Below are 14,636 nucleotides of genomic sequence, written 5' to 3'. Positions count from 1 at the left end.
GTGCGCCACCCCGGTTCCGTCAAAGAGGTGGCTGTGCGGGGGCGGGCCCGAGGGTGGTGGTGCCGGGGGCCGTACGGTGGCCCAGCCCCGTGCGGTACGCGTCCAGAGCCGCCTCCACCCGGCCGGTGCGGCGCAGCAGATCGCCCAGCAGCCGGCACAGGTCGGCCAGGTCACCGGCGGCGCCCGCGCGTTCCAGCAGGCTGAGGGCGCGTACGTAGTGCTCCTCGGCCGCGTCCGTGTCGTGGGCGTCCTCGGCGATCCGGCCGAGCAGGCGGTGCGCGGCGGCGGCGTGCACGGCGCCGCGCTCGGAGGAGAGGTCGCCGAGGACGTCGTTCAGCAGGGCGGCGGCCTCGTCGGACTTGCCGCGCCGGTGCAGTACGTCGGCGAGTTCGACGGCGACCTGGCTGCTGTAGAGGGCGGCACGCTTGGCGGACAGCATCGTCTGGGCGGCCCGCAGCTCCTCCTCGGCGCGCTCCAGCCGGCCGTTCTGGGCGTAGACGTAGCCGCGCATCCAGTGGCAGTTGGCGAGTTCCGTACGGATCTGGAGCTGGCGGTACATGTCGGCGGCCTTGGCCAGCGAGGCGTCGGCCTCGGCGAGCCGACCCTCGGCGACCAGGGTGCGGGCGACCTGGCGGTGCATCCGGGCGACCAGCGCGGGGTCGCCCGCCTGCGGCGCGAGGGCGAGCGCGAACTCGGCGGCCTGCGCGGCGCGTGCGTGGGCGCCCATGTCCATGTACGGGCCTATGACCCCGGCGTAGAGCAGAAGCAGCGCGTCCGGATCGTGCAGTCCACCGCGGTTCAGCTCATCGAGAGTCGACTCCAGGAGATAGACGGCGTAACGGAGCTCTCCGGCCAGGTAGTGGGACACCGCCCGGCCGCGGATTGCGGGCACCCGGGCCGGGAGCGGAGCGTCGGCTTCGGCGAGGGACTTCTCGGCGCGCTCGAAGTGGCGGCGGGCGGCGGTCAGATCGCCGGTGTCCAGGCCGCACTCGCCGAGCCCCAGCAACGCGGTGGCCTGCTCCTCCACCAGCCCGTACCGCTCCGCCTCCACGAGCAGCGCGGCGTACTGCTCGGCCGCCTCCTCCGCGGCCCCCGTGGCGAGGGTGCGCTGCGCCTCGGTCAGCCGCAGCCGCAGATCGGTGGCGAGACGGGCCGGGCGTCCGGTGGCCAGCTCGTCGAAGGCGACACCGAGCCGGTCGGCGAGATGCCGCAGCGCCTCGTCGGAGGGGCGGACCCGGCCGGCCTCGAGGGTGGAGATGTATGCCGGGGTGTAGGCAGGCTCGGCCAACTGCCTCTGCGTCAGCCCGCGTTCATGCCGCAGCTGCTGCACCCTGCGCCCGATGGTCTCGGGGTCGTCCCGGTTCGCCATGCGATTCATCATGCCAGTAAGCCGACTTACGCAAGTAGTTGTTCAACTCTCCATGCCCCTCTTCCGATCGAGGGCCTCAACCCCCTAGGTTATGAATGAGATTAAGGCCGCTTAATCCGTCGCTGTCGTTGCGAGGTTCCCGTGCCCGGACCCACATCCGCCCCCCACGGACGCCCTTCCTCCCGTTACGCCAGGGCAGCCGTCGCAGCCGTCATCGCGGCCGCGGCGCTGATCACCGCGGCCAACGCGGGTCCGGCTCGGGCGGTGGAATCGGCATCCACGCAGTCGGCGGGGGACAGTCGGCACGGTTAGGGCCTGTGCCGCGCTGCACGCGACCCCCGCCGACTACCCCTCCACCACCGACAGCCACAGCTTCACGTACCGCTCCTCGTCGACGTCCAACGCGACGTCGACGAGGGGCTGTTCGCGTGTGCCGTCGTGGATTTCGGACTCGCCGGGGCGGGGGCGGCGGTCGACGACGGTCTGGCCTCGGGTCGGGCCCGGGGCGAGGCTCACCTCGACCGGGAGCCGCTCGGTGGTCAGGCCCTCCGGGTCGGCGACCGCGCAGACCGCGCCCGCGTCGCCGAGGCCGCCCGAGGGGGTGGGGTCGCCGGAGACGGCCGGGTCGCGGTGGGCGAGGAGCTCGCCACCGAGCCGTACGCCCGGCTCCGCGCTCGCCCGTAGCCGTGCCACGTCCGACCCCGGCACCACCACCCGCTTGAACACGTCCAACCCGTACATCGTGATCGGCACACCGGCCGTGAGGAGGATCGCCGCGGCCTCCGGGTCGTGCCAGACGTTGAACTCGGCGACCGGCGTGGCGTTCCCCGTGGTCACCGCGCCACCCATGAAGACGATCCGCTCGATGTTGCGGATCACCTCCGGGTGGGTGCGCAGGAGCAGGGCGATGTTCGTCAGGGGCGCGGTGGGGATGAGGGTGACCGGGCGTGGGGACGCAAGGATCTCCCGGCGCAGAAGGGTCACCGCGTCCACGTCCACCGGCCTGCGGGTGGGGGCCGGCAGGCCGAGGTCGCCCATGCCGTCGTGGCCGTGGACGTGCCGGGCGGAGCGCGGTGCCTCGATCAGCGGGCGTTCGGCGCCCCGGGCGACGGGGATGCCTGGGGCACCGGCCTGTTCGAGCACGGTGAGGGTGTTGCGGACCACGCCGTCGACGTCCGTGTTCCCGGCGACACAGGTGATCGCGCGCAGGTCCAGGCCCGGGTGCCGTACGGCGAACAGCAGGGCCAGGGCGTCGTCGACGCCGGTGTCGCAGTCGATGATCACGGGGATGGGCTGACCGGTCACGTCCAGACTCCTCTCACCCGGGCCTTGTGGCCCTACGGCAGCGACCCTACGCGGATTCCCACAGCCCGGAGCGCCGGTCCCGGACGCGGGCCGCAATCAGCCGCAGCAGCTCGGCGGCGGGTACCGCCCCTGGCCGGCGGCCGTCCCGCAGCCGTACCGCCACCAGGTCACCGTCGGCCTCCCGTGCCCCGATCACCGCCTGGTACGGCACCAGCCGCGCCGCCCGGATCCGGGCCCCCAGGCTGCCCTCCCCCGGACCGTGCAGCGCCGCGCGGATGCCCTGCGCGGTGGCCTGGTTCAGGACGGACGCCGCTCGCTCCTCCTGCGCTTCGGACACCGGCAGGACCACCAGCTGCACCGGCGACAGCCAGGGCGGAAACGCCCCGCCGTGCTGCTCGACGAGGTGCGCGACCGCCCGTTCCACGCTGCCGATGATGCTGCGGTGGACCATGACCGGCCGGTGCTTCGCGCCGTCGGGGCCGGTGTAGTGCAGGTCGAAGCGGGCGGGCTGGTGGAAGTCGATCTGCACGGTGGAGAGGGTGGTCTCCCGGCCGGCCGGGTCCGCGATCTGTACGTCGATCTTCGGGCCGTAGAAGGCCGCCTCGCCCGGCGCGGACTCGTAGGGGAGTCCGCAGGCGTCGAGGGCCTCCTCGAGCAGGGCGGTCGCCCGGCGCCACAGGGCCGGGTCGGCCACGTACTTGCCGCCCTCGGCGGGCAGGGACAGGCGGTGGCGGGCGGCGCGGATGCCCAGGTCGGCGTAGGCGCGGCGGATCAGCTCCAGGGCGGCGCGGGCCTCGTCCACGGCCTGCTCCAGGGTGCAGAAGATGTGCGCGTCGTTGAGGTGGATCGCCCGGACCCGGGTGAGGCCGCCGAGCACGCCGGACAGTTCGGAGCGGTACATGCCGCCCAACTCGGCGATGCGGAGCGGGAGTTCGCGATAACTGCGGGAGCGGGAGCGGTAGATCAGGGCGTGATGGGGGCAGAGGCTGGGGCGCAGGACGACCTCCTCGGCGCCCAGTTTCATCGGCGGGAACATGTCGTCGCTGTAGTGGGACCAGTGGCCGGAGATCTCGTACAGCTCCCGTTTGCCGAGGACGGGCGAGTACACGTGCCGGTAGCCGGCGGCGCGTTCGGCCTCGCGGATGTACTCCTCCAGGGTGTGGCGTACGACGGCCCCGTCGGGCAGCCAGTACGGCAGGCCGGCACCCATCAGGGGATCGGTGTCGAACAGGTCCAGATCACGGCCGAGGCGGCGGTGGTCGTGCACGGGGTTCTCCCTCGCTCGGGGGGCGAGGAACCGGACGGGACGACGAAGCCCCGGGGCACTCGCCCCGGGGCTTCGACTTTTACGTCGTCAGTGGTCAGCGCGCCGGGACACTCTCCGGCGTCGTCGTGAGAGACGGGTGGGCGCGCTTCATGGGGTGACGGTAACGGGGGGCCGACGAGGTGCGCGAAGGATTTTCGGTGGGCGCTCTGCTCTCCTCCGCGCGTCCGTACGCCGATGTACGCCCGTACGCCGTCCGTACGCCGAGACCAGTACGCGCGATTACTCCCGCCGTCAGACGTCCGCGCCGCTCCCGCCCGGCACGGTGATGGGCATGAAACTGAACCGGCCCGCACGGCGGGCTTCCCTCGTCGTCCATGTGGCCGCCTCCGCGAGCTGGCTCGGGCTCACGCTCGGGCTGCTCGCGCTCGGGGTCACCGCGACCACCACCGGATCCGCGGTGACCGTGGAGGCCTCCGTCCGGGCCATGAAGCTCTTCGCCGACTGGCTCCTGCTCCCCGTCGCGTTCCTCACCCTGCTCAGCGGCCTGCTCCTGTCGCTGGGCACGGTGTGGGGGCTGGCGCGGCACCGATGGGTCTACACCAAGTTCTGGCTGACCCTGGCCACGACCACCGCCACGGTCTTCGCGCTGCGCCCCGGTGTGAACGCGGCGGTCACCGCCGTTGCCGCGGGCGGCCCGCTGCCCGACGCCGGTGACGTGCTGTTCGGGCCGGTCGTCTCCCTGTCCGCGTACGTCTTCATGACCGTGATCTCGGTCCTCAAGCCGTGGGGACCGACGCGGCGCGGCCGACGTCTGCGGACGGCGGCCCGCACTCCGGTGGTGTCGGCAGCAGCTGCGCCGCGGGCGCATACCCGAGCTCATTCGTGAGGGCGGGCGGAGGGCTCGGTCATGCTGCCCTCGGGGGCCTCGGCGCGTCGTGTACCTACTCCTGCGCCGGCCCGGCGGCCGTCCCGTATTCGTCGTGCCAGTTCCACCATTCGTACGGCGGGGTCTGGGGATAGCCCTCGGGTGAGTCCTCCCAGTTCTCCTGCCGCCCGAGTGCCGTCATGTCGAGGTAGCTCCAGAGGCTCCCCATGGCCTCGTCGCCGCGGGCGTTGATGAAGTAGGTGCGGAACACTCGGTCGTCCTCGCGGATGAACGCGTTCGTGCCGTGCCACTCGTCCACACCGAAGTCGATGTCGAAATCGTCGATGATCGTGTACCAGGGCATCGCCCAGCCCATCCGTGCCTTCACCCGCTCGATCTCAGGCTGCGATGCGCGGGAGACGAAGGCGAGCGTGGTGTCGCGGGCGTTCAGATGGGCGAGGTGGCCGACTTGGTCGGCCAGCATGGAGCAGCCGACGCAAGCGTGGTCGGGCCAGCCGGATACGCCGGGCTCGAAGAAGGCTCGGTAGACGATCAGCTGGCGGCGGCCCTCGAACAGGTCGAGCAGACTCACCCTGCCCTCGGGTCCGTCGAACTCGTACTTCTTCTCCACCGCCTGCCACGGCATCCTGCGCCGCCTGGCGGCCAGTGCGTCACGGGCGCGGGTCAGCTTCTTCTCCTCATCGAGCAGCTGCCGGCGCGCATCTTCCCACTCCTGCGGCGAAACGATCTGGGGCGTCTTCATGGTGACGTTCACCTTCCAGGCCGGTTCGAGCTCACGTATGTGTCCAGGGTCGGCCGCTGCCGCCACGGGCGCACGCCGGTGCGCGAGAGGCGGGGCATGCGTTTCCGGTGCACCCGGAACGCCGCTCACCCGTACGGTCCGGCACCGCTGGCGCCCGGCCGGAACCGGTGGTGCCGTGGATGCACGACTGTCGGAAAGCCCCCTGGAGGCACCTAAATGACCCGACCCCCGGCCGCCCGCGCCTTCCTCGCCTCCGCCCTTTCGGCGGGGGCGCTGCTGACGGTGGGCGGCTGCTCCGGTGCGCAACCCTGGGCGGCCCGGCAGGCCGCCGTCTCCGCATCGCCCGTCGCCTCCGCCACGCCGCCGCCCGTCACCGGGGTGCCCGCCCTCACCGAGGCCCAGGCCCGGTCGGCGCTGATCACGGAGGCCGACCTGGGGGAGCCGTGGGCGCCGACGCAGGGCACGGCGACCTGGCGGGACGCGTTCCTCAAGGCCTCCGTTCCCGCCGACCGGCGCGACTGCGGGCGTCTCCTCGACGGCCTCTACGCCGACGAATTGCTCGGCGCCCCGGCCCGCGCGGTGACCGGCCTGGACGACGGGGACGAGGGGGCCCAGCTGCGCCACCAGGTGACCACCCAGCGCGCGGCGGACGTGGACCGCACGCTGGCCTGGATGGAGACGCTGCCGGAGAAGTGCGGGGAGTTCACGGCGACGACCGCGGGCGGGGTGGAGCGGAGGGTGGAGGTTTTCGGCGCGGAGCTGCCGGAGGTCGGGGACGCGCGGCAGGGCCTGCGGATCACCGTCACCGACGACACGGACTACGAGCCCGTCACCCTCACCCTGGACGTCGCGGCCGTACGGGTGGGTGAGGACGCGTTCACCCTCACCCACGGCGGCCTCGGGGAGGTGTACATGGAGGTCACCCACGAGGTGGCCGAACTGGGCGCCGAACGGCTCGCGGAGGTCAGGAAACAGGGCCGGGCACTGGTGTGAGGCCCGTTCGCCCTGTCAGTCCCGCTCGAACCGCTCTCGATGGGTCACCACGTCGTGCGCCACATCGAGGACGGTCCGGCCGCGCGCGAACGCATGCCCCCGCAGTCGGGCCAGTGCCTCGTCGGAGCCGACGCCGAGCTGGGCCATGATCATGCCGACGGCCTGGTAGACCTCGTCGTGCTCGGTGGCCAGTTCGCTCAGCCAGGGTCCGTCCGCCCGTCGGCTGTCGTTCTCCTCGCCGGTCGGCAGGGCCATCAGGGCGACCGTCATGACGCCGGCCATGAGATACGCCGTGTGCAGTTCGCGGGCGCTGAGGCCGCCGGGGCTGTCGCGGTACAGGTCGAGCGTGCCCACACACCCCGAGGCGTCACCGAGCGGCAGTGCGTACACGGCCCGTACGCCGGCCGCGGTCGCCTGCTGGGCGAACACCGGCCAGCGGTCGGCGTCCCGGCCCGCCAGGTCGGCGGCGATGACGGGGGCGCCGGTGCGTGCGGCGTGCAGGCAGGGGCCCTCGCCGAGGGTGGCCTGGATCTCCATCAGGTAGGCGGCCCGCGGGTCGCTGGCGCTGAGCGGCACGGGCATACCGTCGCTGCACAGCGACACGCCCGCGCAGGTCACGGGCAGCAGCCGGACCGCGACACGGCACGCCCTTCTCGGGACCTCTCCGGGGTCGGCGCCCCGGGCCCCGTGGGCGCTCGCGTCGGCGGCCCACGCCGGCTCCGGCTCGTCCCTGGGCCGCACGGTGACTCCCTCCTCCGACGACGCGGCGGACCCCCACCACCACCCGCCCGGAAACGAGGCCCGACTACCCCCGCGTGCTCACCCGAAACCGGGGGATGAGCCACCGATCAGCGGCGGTGTGTCGTGCCCGCGCAGCGGGCGTGGATCCGGCCGGGCGGTGCGGTGCGTCCGGAGGGGCCGACACGGTCGTACGGCACCCAGGCGTCAGCCGCCTCGATCGGCTTGTCGCAGGCCAGGCACATCAGGACTCCGGTGAGGGCGTCGTGGTGGTCGCACAGGGCCATGACGGACCGGGCGAGCCGTTTGACGCGTTCGACCTCGCCGTGCAGACCCGCGGCCTCGGCTTCCTCCAGGCGCTGTCGGGCTTTGGCGACACCGGCCAGCGCGACCTTCGCCGGAACGTCGTCCGGAGGCAGGGTTTCAGCGAGCTGCTCGATCTTCGGGATCAGCTGCTTCAGGTAGCTGTGGAAGTCCTGGCTGAAGCCCTTCACGGTCTGGTGGCGGGGCAGCGAGCGCTGGTCGATGAACCAGGAGGCCTGGGCCCGCATCAATCCGGCGGACGGCGCGGCTGCTTCGGTCTCGCCTAGGGTGGCGTTCACCGGGCCTGCCTCGGTGGTCATCTCCGCCGCTCGTGTGCGCTGCCTCATCACGCTGTCTCCGCCTCGTCGTTGACCAGGTGTGAGAACAGCGTGACGCTGTGAGAAGGGCAGAACGCTCACAGTTTTGTGAGCGATGTGAGTGTGCGTTACAGGCCGATCCAGGCTGCCATGTGATGGAGCGCGTCCGGAGTGCGTCGTGACAGATGGACCAGGCCGGTGATTGTCTCGCGGGCCGCCGGGTGGTACCTGGTCTGCTCGGGAGCCAGGTGCCTGGCCTCCACCAACGACTTCAGCGCTGAGTCCGTGTGGCCGGTCTCTATCTGAGTGCGTGCCCGGTCGATCAGGAAGTGCGCACGGCGGGACGTGGCCAGCTGCGTCGGCAGCTTCATCTTCCGGGCCTGCTTGAGGGCGTCGTCGTACTGCCCCATTTCGACGGCGGCGGACATCCTGTGCAGGGCGACGTTCGTCGGTCCGAAGCTGAGCCAGTGCACGTCGGAGGCGTCACCGATGCGCTTCGCGATCCGGCGCGCCTCGGCGATGTGCAGCTTCACCGCCCCCTCGTCCTCGGCCCGCGCGGAGATGACCGAGGCACCGAGGTGTAGCTGACCGGTGACGGCCAAGGCCTCACGGGTCTCGTCGGCCTGGCCGACGATGGTGTGCCCGGAGGCGACGAGCCGCCGCCCGATCCGGTACTCGCCCTCCCGGAAATACACCAGGGCCCTCATGTACTGCCGCACGGCGCCCAAGCACGGATCGGAAGCGCGCTCTGCCGCCCACGCCATGCGGTCCAAGGCCACGGAGGACAGGTCGTAGTAGCCGAGCTTGACGCTGATGTCGTGTCCGGTCCGGTAGGCGGATGCGAGGGCCTGCCACAGCTCGGTGGACGGTGACGACCATGCGGCGTGGGTGAGTTCAGCAATCAGACCCGGCAGCTTCCGGGCTGTGTTCCGCAGGTGTGTCGCCCGCACCTCGGCGCACATCCGGTCCGCCTCGGCGATGAGCCGGTCTGCCGGCCGTACGGTCAGGTCCGGGTTGGGGCCGAGGTCGTACAGATCGAGGGCTTCGCGGATCGGGCGCACGAGTTGGGCTAGCCGGTCACGCTGCAACTCGGTCACGTACGGCTGGCCCGTCAGGACCGTGACGTCGACGTTGAGGACCTTGGCACACGCGGCAACGAAGGCGGACGTCGCCGGGCGGGCGCCGCATTCCACCTGATTGAGGTAGCTGTAGGAGTAGGGCAGCAGGTCGGCCATCTGGCGCTGGGTGAGCCTGGCCAGTCTGCGCTGCTCCTTGATGCGTGCGCCCGTGTGGTCGTCGTCCAGTGTGGGCATACTGGTCTCCGTTCAAAGCACCCGTTTGGAACAGTACCCGCGCCCGGTCGCATGGGTGCTTCCTTCCGTCCCCCGACTCCCCGGTGAACAGGGGCGGTTGTGTGTGATCGGATAGGTACATGACGACCACTCGTCGAGTGCTCTATCTGTTCGGCTCCGCAGCCCCGCCGGTCTTCGACGTCGCAACGGTCATCCAGGACGCACAGGCCCGCGGCTTCGACGTGTGCCTGGGCCTCACCCCCACTGCCGCGCGCTGGCTGGCGCCGCAACTCGGCGAGCTGGAGCGGCTGACGGGACACCCCGTGCGCAGCGAGTACAAGTTGCCTGGCGAGCCGGATGTGTGGCCGAAGGCTGACGTGATCGCGGTCGCGCCGGCCACGTTCAACACGATCAACTCGTGGGCGCTCGGCCTCACGCACGACTTCGTGGTCGGCGTCGTCGCCGAGGGCATCGGCAAGCGCATCCCGACGGTCACGATGCCGTGCGTGAACGCCGCCTACGTGCAGCATCGGCAGTTCGAGCGGAGCGTCGCGGAGTTGCGGGCCATGGGCGTGCAGGTGCTGTACGGGGACGACGGCTTCGTGCCGAACCAGCCCGGTCAGGGCAAGCCGACGGAGTACCCCTGGCACCTGGTCCTTGACGCCGTGGAGGGGATCAGGCGCAGCTGATCACGTGGGTGTCGGCGCACCCGACAGGACGGGTCGGGTGCCCACCCACCAACTGGCCGAGTCGGGTGGGTGGGCCAAAGAGCGTCAGGAGCGGACAGCCCGCCGACGCCGCGTAGCGAGCACGATCCCCGCGCCGCCCGCCAGCAGTACCGCCGCGCCGATCGCGATCGGCATCGTGTTGCCGTCCGCGCCGGTCTCGGCGAGGTCCCCGCCGTCGCCCGCCGCGGACGGCACGGACGCCGGTGCGGTGGTCGACTCCGCGGTGGACGGCGTGGCCTCCGACGGCGTCGGGCTCGCCGGCTCCGTCTCCTCCGGCGTCGTCTCAGCCGGAACCGACGGCTCCGGGGCGGACGGCGTCGGCGTCGGCGTCGACGGCGGCTCCGTCTCGGTCGTCGTGCAGTCCTTCGTCCCGCCGTTCCACGCCGCGATCAGCTTGTCCTTGATGACCGGGCGGTCCGGGCCCTTGGGCAGGTCGCCGTGCTCGAAGCCGTCGCCGATGCCGGGGTCCTCGCCGTCGTACTTGACCGCGCCGCGGTAGAGGTCGACCTGCGCGAAGCAGCCCGCGTCCGGGACCGCGATGTCGAGCGAGTCGGTCTGTCCCGGCTTCACGGTCACGGTGTCGAAGTCGACGAACACCTGCTCGCCGGAGGTCGCGAAGGTGGCGCCGTGGGCGAGGTACGAGGCGAGGGAGGCCGTGCAGGTGGTGGCGTCACCGGCGGTGCGGACCTGGATGTGGACCTTGCCGTCGTCGCTGGGCCGCAGGCTCACGTCGTCGACCTTGACGGAGTCGTGGAAGTTCGTGCCGTCGAGCGAGAACTGGCAGCGGTCGGTCTCCGTGACCGTTCCCGCGCCTGTTCCGGGCTTGTACCGGCCGCCGGCCTCCCAGCCGTCGCCGCCGCCGGGTGAACCGGTGGCCCAGGCACCGGAGGCGGAGGCCGCGCAGAGGGCGAGCGACGCGGCGCCTGCCCCCAGCAGGCGGCGCATGGTGACACGTCTCGCTATGGACATGCATATCCCATCATGCGTGTACATGGGTGTACACAGAGTGAGTGGTCATCGTAGGAACACTGGGCTCACTGGTCACATGGGCCACAGTGTGAGCACATGGTGGGTCGACCGGCAGAACGCTGTCAACCTGCGGGAACGGAAGCGGAGTTCAACGGTTCTCCCGATCGTCCTCACTGATCCGTCACAGGGGGAATCCGTCGCTCCGCCGCGTGCCGATGTTCGCTTCTCCGGCCGACCGGACAGAGTCCTTCTGTTGCCCGCAAGCAGAGCCGCCCGCACAGCAGAGGAGACCGAGTGACCACGCCCGACCTCTCCCCGAAGAACCCCGACTGGTGGCGCCAGGCCGTGATCTACCAGGTGTATCCGCGCAGCTTCGCCGACGCGGACGGCGACGGGCTCGGCGACCTGAAGGGCATCACCCAGCGCCTGACCCACCTCGCCGCCCTCGGCGTGGACGCCCTGTGGCTGAGCCCCTTCTACCCCTCGGAACTCGCCGACGGGGGCTACGACGTCGCCGACCACCGCGACGTCGACCCGCGCCTCGGTACGCTCGACGACTTCGACGCGATGGTCACCGAGGCGCACCGCCTGGGCCTGAAGGTCATCGTCGACATCGTCCCCAACCACACCTCCCACCAGCACGTCTGGTTCCAGGAGGCATTGCGCGCCGGCCCCGGCTCCGGCGCCCGCGAACGCTATGTCTTCCGGGACGGCCGCGGCGCACACGGCGAACTCCCGCCCACCGACTGGCAGTCCGTCTTCGGCGGCAGCGCATGGCGGCGCGTACCGGACGGCCAGTGGTACCTGCATCTCTTCGCACCCCAGCAGCCCGACCTCAACTGGGAGAACGAGGAGGTCCGCGCCGACTTCCGCACCACCCTGCGGTTCTGGTCCGACCGCGGCGTCGACGGCTTCCGCGTCGACGTCGCCCACGCCCTCGCCAAGGACCTGAGTGAGCCGCTGCGCGATCTCGGTGCGCCCGAGCTGAGCGACGAGAAGGCGCTGGGCGACTTCGCCCCCGGCACCCACCCCTTCTACGACCGCGACGAGGTCCACGAGATCTACCGCGACTGGCGCAAGATCCTGGACGCCTACTCCCCGCCCCGCATGGCGGTCGCCGAGGCCTGGGTACCAGGCGCCCGCCGCGCCCGGTACGCCCGCCCGGACGAACTCGGCCAGGCCTTCAACTTCGAGTATCTGCAGGCGGGTTGGGACGCCGAAGAAATCCGCCGGGTCATCACCGACTCGCTGGCGGACGCCCACGCGGCCGGCGCGTCGGCCACCTGGGTGCTCTCCAACCACGACGTCGTACGCCACACCTCCCGCCTCATGTTCCCGCCCGGCACGGACGACAACGCCTGGCTGCTGTCCGGCGGCACCGCGCCCGCGATCGACGCGGTGGCCGGGCTGCGGCGTGCGCGGGCGGCGACCCTGCTGATGCTGGCGCTGCCCGGGTCGTCGTACGTCTACCAGGGGGAGGAGCTGGGCCTGCCCGAGGTCGCCGACCTGCCCACCGCGGTCCTCCAGGACCCCATCTGGGAGCAGACGGGCCGGGTCCGCAAGGGCCGCGACGGCTGCCGGGTGCCGCTGCCGTGGACGACGACCGGTCCCAGTTACGGCTTCGGCGCGGGCGGCGCCTGGCTGCCGCAGCCGGCGAGCTTCGCGTCGTACGCCGTCCAGGCCCAGGACGGGGTGGAGGGCTCCACCCTGGAGCTGTACCGCAGGGCCCTGCGGCTGCGCCGCAAGCTGGTCGAGGGCGAGACGCTGACCTGGGCGGAGGACACCCCGGCCGGCGTTCTGCAGTTCACCCGTTCCGACCGCTGGCGCTGTGTGGCCAACCTGTCCGGCACGCCCGTACCGATGCCGCCGGGGGAGCCGCTGCTGACCAGCGCGCCCCTGGAGCCCGACGGACGCCTGGGCCCGGACACCACGGCGTGGCTCGGACTGTGAGCCGGGCCTGACCCGCCTTCACCGGCCCGCAGCAGCCGCTCCGTCGACGACGGCCAGCTCGTGCGGGGTGTCGTTCAGCCGGCGGCCGCCGTGCTCCGTGCAGGTCACGATGTCCTCGATCCGGACGCCGAACCGGCCCGGCAGACAGATGCCGGGCTCGACGGAGAAGCACATGCCCGGCACGAGCGGCTGCTCCTCGCCCGCCACCAGGTACGGCGGCTCATGGGTGGTGACGCCGATACCGTGCCCGGTGCGGTGGACGAAGTACTCGCCGTACCCGGCATCCTCGATCATCGACCGGGCCACCCGGTCGATGTCCTGACAGGCCACGCCCGGCCGTACCGCGTCGACCGCGGCCTGCTGCGCGGCCCGCACGATGTCGTGCACCCTGCGCTCCTCGGCGGTGGGCTCGCCGACATGCACGGTACGGCTGGTGTCGGAGCCGTAGCCGTCCTTCAGGCCGCCGAAGTCCAGGACGACCATGTCGCCGTCCTGGATCATCCGGTCGCCCGCCTCGTGGTGCGGGTTCGCGCCGTTCGGGCCGGAGCCGACGACGGTGAAGTCGACCCGGCTGTGCCCGTGTGCGCGCAGCAGCCGGGCCAGGTCGGCGGCCACGTCCCGCTCCCGGCGCCCGGCGAACCGTACCGCCAGGATGTCCCGGTACGCCGCGTCCGCAGCCGCCCCCGCCGCGGCCAGCCGCTCCACCTCGTGCGCGTCCTTCACCGCCCGCAGCATCGGCAGCGCGACGCTCAGCGCGCGGTACGTGGTCAGCGGCAGCGTCTGCTGGAGGCCGAGCAGGTGCATCGCCCAGGTCGCGTCGCCGACGCCGTACCGCCCGCTGGGACGCAGCAGCCCGGCCGCCGCGGCGTACGGGTCCTGGCCGTCCCGCCACTCCGTGATCCGCAGGGCACCGGCGCCGGGGGCCGCGGTCGCGTCCGGGCGTTCCAGTGCGGGGACCAGCAGACGGGGCTCGGAGTCCGGGGTGACGACGAGCAGGGTGAGGCGTTCGGTGATCGCGGGGGGCCGGTAGCCGCACAGCCACTCCAGGTCCGGGCCGGGCGTGAACAGCAGCCCCGACAGCCCGGCGGCGGCCGCGTCGCGTGCCGCCCGGTGCATGCGCGCGGCGTAGTCCTGCTCGGTGAAGGCCACCGCGGTCGCCGTCTCGCCCATGGTCAGTACCGCACGGCCCGAGCGACCTCCACCTCTACGTCACCGGACAGCCTGTGGGTGCTGCGGGCGGTGGCCTCGCCGCTCCCGCCGGCCGGGACGTCGGAGACGGTGACGACGACGGTGTCGAGGAAGTCGCCCTGACGGTTCTTGAAGTCGACCTGTACGACGAAGGACTTCTGCGAGCCGGCGGTGTTCCGGGCGGTGATCTCGACGGTGGTCCGTCCGTCGCCGGCGGTCGTCGGCCTGCCGAGGGTCACGTCGTCCTTGACGTCGATGCCCTTCGTGACCTCGTCGATCCTGCGCTCGGCCTCCGCGGTCGCCGACGCCCAGAGGTCCGAGGCCCGCGAGGCGGCCGACTCCACGGCCGAGGCGGCGCCGGTGGGGCGTGGCTCGGAGTCGTTCCCGTCCGTGCAGCCGGTCAGCCCGGCGCCCACGGCCACCACCAGCGCCGCTGCGACCGCCCACCGGGTCCGGTAACGGGCCATGTCGCCTCCCTGAATGCGTCCTCCACTCCAGTGAAGGCCCACCCGCGCGACCCCGCATCCGCATGGCGGTCACCCGGATGGCGTACGTCCCGTGGTGGGCGGCCGGGACCGGCCCGGATCCT

At 72.0% G+C, this 14,636-nt stretch carries 13 protein-coding genes and 1 pseudogene; 4 read left to right on the top strand and 10 right to left on the bottom strand.

The genetic code is table 11. From position 1 onward, the window contains the following. Nucleotides 1-19 precede the first annotated feature (19 nt). From ACFV7R_RS33250 to thrS, 3 genes and pseudogenes are all read right to left on the bottom strand, one after another. Nucleotides 20-1,369, bottom strand: a complete 1,350-nt coding sequence (locus ACFV7R_RS33250; RefSeq protein ID WP_385270101.1) for a tetratricopeptide repeat protein — start codon at nucleotides 1,367-1,369, stop codon at nucleotides 20-22. Nucleotides 1,370-1,714: 345 nt separating this feature from the next. Continuing rightward, nucleotides 1,715-2,674: a nucleoside hydrolase gene (locus ACFV7R_RS33245; RefSeq protein ID WP_385270099.1), complete on the bottom strand. Its 960-nt coding sequence runs from the start codon at nucleotides 2,672-2,674 to the stop codon at nucleotides 1,715-1,717. Between the two features lie 46 nt (nucleotides 2,675-2,720). Beyond that, nucleotides 2,721-3,944, bottom strand: a pseudogene (gene thrS, locus ACFV7R_RS33240) (threonine--tRNA ligase); the annotation flags it as partial. A gap of 328 nt (nucleotides 3,945-4,272) precedes the next feature. On the opposite strand from thrS, the gene ACFV7R_RS33235 reads away from it, so the two are divergent. Further along, the gene (locus tag ACFV7R_RS33235; RefSeq protein ID WP_385270097.1) at nucleotides 4,273-4,827 is read left to right on the top strand and encodes a DUF2269 domain-containing protein; all 555 of its coding nucleotides are present in this window, start codon (nucleotides 4,273-4,275) and stop codon (nucleotides 4,825-4,827) included. Nucleotides 4,828-4,882: 55 nt separating this feature from the next. On the opposite strand, the gene ACFV7R_RS33230 is transcribed toward ACFV7R_RS33235, so the two are convergent. Next, a complete protein-coding gene (locus ACFV7R_RS33230; RefSeq protein ID WP_385270095.1) occupies nucleotides 4,883-5,569 on the bottom strand; it encodes a DUF899 domain-containing protein in 687 nt (228 codons plus the stop codon). Between the two features lie 216 nt (nucleotides 5,570-5,785). Here ACFV7R_RS33230 and ACFV7R_RS33225 point away from each other — a divergent pair, with 216 nt between their 5' ends. After that, on the top strand, nucleotides 5,786-6,562 hold the full coding sequence (locus tag ACFV7R_RS33225; protein ID WP_385270093.1) for a hypothetical protein: 777 nt from the start codon (nucleotides 5,786-5,788) through the stop codon (nucleotides 6,560-6,562). Between the two features lie 15 nt (nucleotides 6,563-6,577). Here the strand turns inward: ACFV7R_RS33225 and ACFV7R_RS33220 are convergent, their stop codons facing one another. The 3 genes from ACFV7R_RS33220 to ACFV7R_RS33210 form a co-directional block, all read right to left on the bottom strand. Then, the gene (locus tag ACFV7R_RS33220; RefSeq protein WP_385270091.1) at nucleotides 6,578-7,303 is read right to left on the bottom strand and encodes a GAF and ANTAR domain-containing protein; all 726 of its coding nucleotides are present in this window, start codon (nucleotides 7,301-7,303) and stop codon (nucleotides 6,578-6,580) included. Nucleotides 7,304-7,410: 107 nt separating this feature from the next. Next, nucleotides 7,411-7,950, bottom strand: a complete 540-nt coding sequence (locus ACFV7R_RS33215) for a DUF6415 family natural product biosynthesis protein (protein WP_385270089.1) — start codon at nucleotides 7,948-7,950, stop codon at nucleotides 7,411-7,413. Nucleotides 7,951-8,048: 98 nt separating this feature from the next. Further along, on the bottom strand, nucleotides 8,049-9,233 hold the full coding sequence (locus ACFV7R_RS33210; RefSeq protein ID WP_385270087.1) for a helix-turn-helix domain-containing protein: 1,185 nt from the start codon (nucleotides 9,231-9,233) through the stop codon (nucleotides 8,049-8,051). Between the two features lie 119 nt (nucleotides 9,234-9,352). Between ACFV7R_RS33210 and ACFV7R_RS33205 the strand changes: the two genes are divergently transcribed. Next, on the top strand, nucleotides 9,353-9,901 hold the full coding sequence (locus tag ACFV7R_RS33205; RefSeq protein WP_385270085.1) for a flavoprotein: 549 nt from the start codon (nucleotides 9,353-9,355) through the stop codon (nucleotides 9,899-9,901). 84 nt (nucleotides 9,902-9,985) lie between these two features. Here ACFV7R_RS33205 and ACFV7R_RS33200 read toward each other — a convergent pair whose 3' ends face one another. Beyond that, the gene (locus ACFV7R_RS33200; protein ID WP_385270083.1) at nucleotides 9,986-10,909 is read right to left on the bottom strand and encodes an LAETG motif-containing sortase-dependent surface protein; all 924 of its coding nucleotides are present in this window, start codon (nucleotides 10,907-10,909) and stop codon (nucleotides 9,986-9,988) included. 294 nt (nucleotides 10,910-11,203) lie between these two features. Between ACFV7R_RS33200 and ACFV7R_RS33195 the strand changes: the two genes are divergently transcribed. Continuing rightward, nucleotides 11,204-12,859, top strand: coding sequence for a glycoside hydrolase family 13 protein (locus tag ACFV7R_RS33195; RefSeq protein ID WP_385270081.1), 1,656 nt, complete (start codon nucleotides 11,204-11,206; stop codon nucleotides 12,857-12,859). Nucleotides 12,860-12,877: 18 nt separating this feature from the next. Here the strand turns inward: ACFV7R_RS33195 and ACFV7R_RS33190 are convergent, their stop codons facing one another. Then, nucleotides 12,878-14,029: an aminopeptidase P family protein gene (locus ACFV7R_RS33190; protein ID WP_385270079.1), complete on the bottom strand. Its 1,152-nt coding sequence runs from the start codon at nucleotides 14,027-14,029 to the stop codon at nucleotides 12,878-12,880. A 2-nt stretch (nucleotides 14,030-14,031) separates the two neighbouring features. Continuing rightward, entirely contained in the window at nucleotides 14,032-14,514 is a 483-nt protein-coding gene (locus ACFV7R_RS33185) for a hypothetical protein (protein ID WP_385270077.1), read from the bottom strand. Nucleotides 14,515-14,636 lie beyond the last annotated feature (122 nt).

Source organism: Streptomyces sp. NPDC059866 (assembly GCF_042731325.1).
Taxonomy (GTDB): Bacteria; Actinomycetota; Actinomycetes; order Streptomycetales; family Streptomycetaceae; genus Streptomyces; species Streptomyces flavusporus.
Note: the sequence above shows the minus strand (reverse complement) of the source record. Positions and strands in the feature narration are given on the sequence as shown.

Bases quoted from the DNA above. Each gene is read 5' to 3' on its own strand.
- ACFV7R_RS33185 (WP_385270077.1), bottom strand. From the start codon at position 14,514: ATGGCCCGTTACCGGACCCGGTGGGCGGTCGCAGCGGCGCTGGTGGTG.
- ACFV7R_RS33225 (WP_385270093.1), top strand. From the start codon at position 5,786: ATGACCCGACCCCCGGCCGCCCGCGCCTTCCTCGCCTCCGCCCTTTCG.
- ACFV7R_RS33230 (WP_385270095.1), bottom strand. From the start codon at position 5,569: ATGAAGACGCCCCAGATCGTTTCGCCGCAGGAGTGGGAAGATGCGCGC.
- ACFV7R_RS33200 (WP_385270083.1), bottom strand. From the start codon at position 10,909: ATGTCCATAGCGAGACGTGTCACCATGCGCCGCCTGCTGGGGGCAGGC.
- ACFV7R_RS33235 (WP_385270097.1), top strand. From the start codon at position 4,273: ATGAAACTGAACCGGCCCGCACGGCGGGCTTCCCTCGTCGTCCATGTG.
- ACFV7R_RS33205 (WP_385270085.1), top strand. From the start codon at position 9,353: ATGACGACCACTCGTCGAGTGCTCTATCTGTTCGGCTCCGCAGCCCCG.
- ACFV7R_RS33190 (WP_385270079.1), bottom strand. From the start codon at position 14,029: ATGGGCGAGACGGCGACCGCGGTGGCCTTCACCGAGCAGGACTACGCC.
- ACFV7R_RS33215 (WP_385270089.1), bottom strand. From the start codon at position 7,950: ATGAGGCAGCGCACACGAGCGGCGGAGATGACCACCGAGGCAGGCCCG.
- ACFV7R_RS33210 (WP_385270087.1), bottom strand. From the start codon at position 9,233: ATGCCCACACTGGACGACGACCACACGGGCGCACGCATCAAGGAGCAG.
- ACFV7R_RS33250 (WP_385270101.1), bottom strand. From the start codon at position 1,369: ATGGCGAACCGGGACGACCCCGAGACCATCGGGCGCAGGGTGCAGCAG.